At 79.4% G+C, this 5,731-nt stretch carries 5 protein-coding genes; 1 reads left to right on the top strand and 4 read right to left on the bottom strand.

Annotation, left to right across the window (positions count from 1 at the left end; translation table 11 throughout):
• Nucleotides 1-27: 27 nt before the first annotated feature.
• Nucleotides 28-1,545 (bottom strand): FAD-dependent monooxygenase, encoded by a 1,518-nt coding sequence (locus RKE29_RS27355; RefSeq protein ID WP_312008351.1) that lies wholly within the window; start codon nt 1,543-1,545, stop codon nt 28-30.
• Nucleotides 1,546-1,874: 329 nt separating this feature from the next.
• On the opposite strand from RKE29_RS27355, the gene RKE29_RS27360 reads away from it, so the two are divergent.
• Complete coding sequence (locus RKE29_RS27360; RefSeq protein WP_312008352.1) at nt 1,875-2,552, top strand: hypothetical protein; 678 nt, start codon at nt 1,875-1,877, stop codon at nt 2,550-2,552.
• A gap of 32 nt (nt 2,553-2,584) precedes the next feature.
• Here RKE29_RS27360 and RKE29_RS27365 read toward each other — a convergent pair whose 3' ends face one another.
• From RKE29_RS27365 to RKE29_RS27375, 3 genes are all read right to left on the bottom strand, one after another.
• On the bottom strand, nt 2,585-3,928 hold the full coding sequence (locus tag RKE29_RS27365) for an FAD-dependent oxidoreductase (protein WP_312008353.1): 1,344 nt from the start codon (nt 3,926-3,928) through the stop codon (nt 2,585-2,587).
• A gap of 88 nt (nt 3,929-4,016) precedes the next feature.
• On the bottom strand, nt 4,017-5,426 hold the full coding sequence (locus RKE29_RS27370; protein WP_312008354.1) for an NAD(P)/FAD-dependent oxidoreductase: 1,410 nt from the start codon (nt 5,424-5,426) through the stop codon (nt 4,017-4,019).
• A partial coding sequence (locus RKE29_RS27375) for a hypothetical protein (RefSeq protein ID WP_312008355.1) occupies nt 5,423-5,731 on the bottom strand: 309 nt, incomplete at its 5' end. The genes RKE29_RS27370 and RKE29_RS27375, both read right to left, overlap by 4 nt.

Genomic DNA, 5,731 nt, shown 5'->3' on the forward strand with positions numbered 1-5,731 from the left:
GCCTCGGGGGTGCCCGGCCGCGCCGGGTCAGCCCCGGCCGTCGCCGGCGGTCAGCACGGCCTGCTCGGCGGGCGTCAGCGGCGGTCCGGCGAGCGGGCTGCCGCCCGGGCCCCGGAGCGCGGCCAGCACCGCGCGCGGCGCGACCAGGCGGGTCATCGGGCCGGAGAGGGTGAAGGCGTCGAAGAGCGCGGCCAGCGCCGCGGGCCGGTCGTTCGCGGCCGTCATCAGCCGGTCGAGGTAGCGCTGGAAGGCGCGTACGGCGAGCGTGGGCCGGGGGCCGACGGCGTCCGGATAGAGGACGTCCTGGGTGACGGCCGTGCCCCAGGCGCCCTCGGTCGCCCGGCCCACCGCCCGCTGCACGCGGCGCGCGGTGCCCGGCCGGGGCCCGTACCGGTCCAGGCCGTCGCGCAGGGCCGCGGCGCCCTGCGCGGCGACGGTCATGCCGTGCCCGTAGACCGGGTTGAACGTCGCCACGGCGTCGCCGAGCGCCACGAACCCGTCGGGCCAGCGCGGCATCCGCTCGAAGAACCGGCGGCGGTTGGCGGTGCTGCGCGAGCCGTGGACCGGTCCGGCCGGCCGCGCGCGGGCCACCAGGTCGGCGATCACCGGGTGCCGCAGCTCGCGGAGGAAGCCGGTGAAGCCCTCGTCGGTGACCGGCGGTTCGGCGCCGCGGGTGCCGGCGGCCGTGACCAGCCAGCGGCCCTGTTCGACGGGCAACAGGGTCGCGCTGCGGCCCGGGCGGCCGTCGTGCGGGTCGGCCTGCACGTTGACGACCGGGAACGCGGGCCCGGCCGCCTCGGGAGCGTGGAAGACGCGCGTGGCGTAGGCGAGTCCGGCGTCGACGGTCTGCTCCCGTACGGCGGGCAGGCCGAGGCCCGCCAGCCAGGCGCCGGTCCGGCCGGCCCGGCCCGTGGCGTCCACCACCAGGTCCGCGGGCAGCGCGGTGGCGGCCCCGGACTCCTCGTCGCGCACCCGGGCGCCGGTGACCCGGGCGGCGTCGCCGAGCAGTCCGGTGGCGCGGGTGCCGGGCAGCAGGGTGACCCGCGGGTCGGCCAGCACCCGGTCCCGCACCACCCAGTCCAGCAGGTCGCGGCTGCACGCCACCAGGTAGTGCACGGCGGGGCCGCGGCGCAGCCAGGCGCCGGGCGGCATGAGCGTGACCAGGTCGCCGGGCACGTCGAACCGCCGCGCGCCCGCGGCCAGCCAGGCTCCGGTGAGCCCCGGCAGCAGCCGCTCGGCGGCCCGCACGCCTCCGGACCACAGCAGGTGCGCGTGCCGGGCCTGCGGCACGCCCTGCCGCGGCCCGGGGCCCGCGGGCAGCGCGTGCCGCTCCACGACGGTCACCTCGTCGGCGTGCGGAGCGAGCGCGGCGGCGGCCAGCAGGCCCGCGAGGCCGCCGCCGAGGACGACGGCGCGCACCGGGCCCGGCCCGGCGCGGCCGGTGCGCTCCGGTGCGCCGGGGCGCGCGCGCTCCTCGGCTTCCTCTGCTCCTTCTGCTTCCTCTGCTCCCGACGCGCCGGCGCCCGGTGCCGCTGTTCCCGTCATGGGCCTCTTCCTCGCTGCCCGCGTGGCGCGCCGTCCCGGGCAGCCGCGGCCGGAGTGCGCCGGTGCCACCGGTGCCACGCACGCTCAGTTCGCACGCTTCAACCAGTAGTTGACAGTGACAGCGGCCCCGAGTCTAGACTCTCAACACCCCGTCTCAATTACAGGTTGAATTTAATTCAAAACTAATCAACCTGCGGTCGATTTCGATCGCGCGCGTGGGAACGCCGTGCGCCACCGCTCGGCGCGCCACCGCGCCGAGCCGCGTCGGACACGCCCTGCCGTGCCGCCGCGCGCCGAGATGGGCCGCCCAGGGGGAGGGGGACCGACGCATGCTGCCCTATCGCCACGGGCCCGCGACGTGCCAGGACCAGGCACCGCATCCGTCCGACGGCCGGTACGTCCGGGCCGACCAGTACGCCGAAGACCCGTACACCGACAGCCCGTACACCGAAAACCCGTACACCGAAAACCGTTACGCCGACATCCCGTACGCCGACATCCCGCGCGCCGAAAAGCCCGACACCGAAGACCCGTACGCCGACACCCCGTACGCCAACGGCCTGTACTCCGACCGGGCCCCGCGCACGAGGCGCGCCGACCCCGGCGAACCCCTCGCCCGGCCGCCGTGGGTGCCGCGCGAGCCGACCCTCGGAGCCGTGCCCGCGGGCGTGTGGTGGGACGCCGTCCGCGTCCGGCAGCCCGCCGCCGACCAAGTGCTCCACCTGCTGCGGTACGCGTTCCCCGACCCGGTCGGCCCGGTCGTCGCCGACCCCGGAGGCGCCGACCCGTGCCTGTACTTCCTCGTCCCCCGCGGCGCCGCCGAGCGCTGGGACCTGCCGGACGGCCGGGCGCTCGGCCAGGGCTCGTACCTGGTCCTGCCCTGCCTGTCCCGCGCCCGGCCGCCCGGGACGCACTGGGCGGAGCCGCCGCGGCCCGACCCGCCCACCACCGACCCCTCCGCGCTGCGGCACGCCCTGACCCTGCTCGCGCCGCGCCGCTCCGTCTGACGGGCCGTCACCCGACCGGCCGGGCAGCCTGTTCAGCCGCAGCCGACCAGCAGCGGGCCGCCGCGCGGGTCGGCCCGGCCCAGCCACCCGGCGGGCAGCCGCAGCGGCCGGTGCGGCACGGCCGTTCCGGCCAGCCGGTGCCGGTGCAGCACCCGCCCGTCCTGCCGTACCACCAGCAGCGGCCGGTGCAGCACCCGCGCGGTGCGCAGGCTGAAGTGGCCGAACGGCGGCGGGGGCCCGTCGGGGTCGGCGCGCTGCGGCACGACCCAGCGCAGCGGCGGCTCGGCCCGTACGGCCAGCGGCGCGCCGCCGCCCCCTTCCTCGCGGCCCTCCCGGGCCAGGTAGCGCAGCACCGACGCCGCGGCCCGCCGACCGGCCACCGCCGCCGCGCCCGCCGTGCCGCCCGGGCCCGCCAGGTCGCCCGCGGCGAACACGCCGGGTTCGGAGGTGGCCAGGCCCGCGTCCACGGCCGGGCCCCGGGTGCCGGGGTCGAGGGCGAGGCCGCCGAGCCGGGCCAGCTCGTGCTCGGGCACCCAGTCGCCGGTGAGGACGACCGTGTCGCAGCCGATCACCGCCGTACGGCCGTCGGCGTGCCGCACGGCCACGCCCGCCGCCCGTCCCCGGCCGGTCAGCCCGGTCACGGTGGCGGACGTGAGCAGCGGCAGACCGTGCCGCAGCCGCGCGGCCAGCGCGACGGCCGGGTGCGCCTGGTGCCGGGGCAGGTCGGTGACCAGGGCGGCGACCTCGACACCCGCCGCGCGCAGGGCGAGGGCGGCGCGGTATCCGGCGTGCTCGGCGCCGACCACCACCGCCCGGCCGCCGAGCGGTCCGGCGGCCCGCCGCCCGGCCGCGTCCGGGTCCGGGTCCGGTACGTCCGGCAGGTGGCCGTCGGGGGCGCGCACGCCCGGCAGGCCGTCCGCCCCGTACACCGTCCGGTGCAGCTCGCCGGAGGTCAGCACGCCCGCCGGGCGGTCGCCGGGAATCCACCGTGCCGCGCGCGGGCGTTCGCGGGCGCCGGTGGCCAGCAGCACGGCCCGCGCGGCGATGCGCTCCAGACCCGCCGGGCCGGTGGTCTCCAGCGTGCGCGGGCCCGCCCACCCGGTCGCGGTCACGCCCGTGCGCACCCGCGCCCCCGCTCGCGCGGCGGCGGCCGCCCGGTGCCGGGCGTAGGCACGGCCGGTCAGCATCCGCCGCAGGTCGCGCGGCCCGTAGCCGAGGTGCGGGGCGAGCCGGGGCAGGCCGCCGGGCGCCGGTTCCCGCTCGATCACCTCCACGTCGGCCCCGGCCGCGGCCAGCTCGGCGGCGGCGGCCAGCCCGGCCGGACCCGCGCCGACCACGAGCACATCGACCGCACGCGCCACCCGCTCCCCGTTCACGGCGTATTTCCGTTCGCTTCTCCGGCCGCGCGGCGCACCTCTGCCGCTTTCGTCGCCACCCGCGGCCCGGCGGCCGCACGCCCGTCGCTCACAGGGGCACCCCCCGTGCGAACTGCGCGCGCACCGCGGCCCCGCAGTGGTAGCCCTGGCACCGGCCGCCGAGCGCACGCGTGCGGCGCCGCAGCCCGGACAGTGACAGCGGCGGTACGGGCCCGGCCAGCGCGTCGCGGATCTCGCCCCGGCTGACGCGCTCGCAGAAGCACACCAGGGTGCCGTACGCGGGGTCGGCGGCGATCATCTCGGCGCGCTGGTACGGGCGCGGGAACGCCTCGCCGAGGTTCGGCATGGGCACCGGCTCCAGCTCGCGCGGCTCCCCCAGGCCGAGCCCCGCGTCCGCCAGCAGGCCCGCGACGTGCCGGGCGATGGCCAGGGAGGCGGTCAGGCCGGTGGAGCGGATGCCGCCGACGGCCACGTACCGCTGCGCGGGGTGGCAGCGGATGGCGTAGTCGGCGTGCTCGGTGGCCGCGCGCAGCCCCGCGTACACGGCCGTCACCTCCTCGTCCAGCAGCGCGGGCAGGATGCGCGCGCCCTCCCGGCGCAGCCGCGCCAGGCCCGCGGCCGACGTGGCCGTGGCGGCCTTGTCGGGCAGGTCCTCGGCGGTCGGGCCGAGCAGCACGTTGCCGAACACGGTCGGCGCCACCAGCACGCCCTTGCCGAGCGCGGTGGGCACCGGCAGCAGGATGTGCCGGACCAGGCCGCGGGCGAGCTTGTCGAAGACGACCAGCTCGCCGCGGCGCGGGGTGACGGTGAAGTCGGCGTGGCCCAGGCGCCGGTCGAGTTCGTCGGCGTACAGGCCCGCGGCGTTGACCAGCCAGCGGGCGCGCAGCGGGCCCCGGCTGGTGCGCAGCAGGTGCCCGCCGCCGGGGGCGTCCGGGGCCACGTCCCGCACCCGGCAGCACAGGTGCAGGTCGACTCCGGCGCGTACGGCCTGCACCGCGTAGGCCAGCAGCGTGGACCACGGGTCGATGACGCTCTCCCCCGGCACGTCGAGCGCGCCCAGCGCGCCCGGGCCCAGGTGCGGTTCGCGGGCGCGCAGGTCGTCCGGCCCGAGCAGCCGGGTGCCGCGGTGGCCGTTGCGGTCGGCCTTGGCGGCCAGGGCGGGCAGCGCGGCGAGCTGTTCGTCGTCCCAGGCGACGAGCAGGGCGCCGGTACGTTCGACGGGGATGCCCGCGTCGGCGGCGTACCGGGACAGCAGGCCGTAGCCCTCGCGCACCAGCCGGGCCTCCAGGGTGCCGGGCTCGGCGTCGAAACCGGTGTGCAGGATCGCGGTGTTGGCCTTCGAGGTGGCCGCGCCCACGTCGTCGGACGCCTCCAGCAGCGCGGTACGCAGCGGGTGGCGGGCCAGCTCGCGGGCGACGGCCGCGCCGACCACGCCCGCGCCGACCACGGCCACGTCGTAGGCGGCGGGCGGCAGCGGGCCGCGGGAGGTGACGGTCACGGGCGCCCCGGGCCGTCGGCGGCGGACGAGACGCCGCCCGCGCTGCCCCCACCGGACGAGACGCCGGACGCGGCGGACCCACCGGACTCGGCGGACCCACCCGACACGGCGGACCCGCCCGGCACGGCGGACCCGCCCGGCACGGCGGACCCGCCCGGCACGGCGGACTCGGCGAGCGCGGGCCCGCGGGACAGCGCGGACCCGCCCGGCAGCGCCGCCACCGCCGCCCGGAAGGCCGCCCGCCGCTCGGCCGCCTCGGCGGCGGGCAGCCTCGGCTCGTACACCGCCGCGGGCCGCGCCCGCCA

Origin of the sequence: Streptomyces sp. B1866, assembly GCF_031932565.1 — a bacterium.
In the GTDB taxonomy this organism is placed as follows: domain Bacteria; phylum Actinomycetota; class Actinomycetes; order Streptomycetales; family Streptomycetaceae; genus Streptomyces.

Bases quoted from the DNA above. Each gene is read 5' to 3' on its own strand.
- RKE29_RS27360 (WP_312008352.1), top strand. From the start codon at position 1,875: ATGCTGCCCTATCGCCACGGGCCCGCGACGTGCCAGGACCAGGCACCG.
- RKE29_RS27355 (WP_312008351.1), bottom strand. From the start codon at position 1,545: ATGACGGGAACAGCGGCACCGGGCGCCGGCGCGTCGGGAGCAGAGGAA.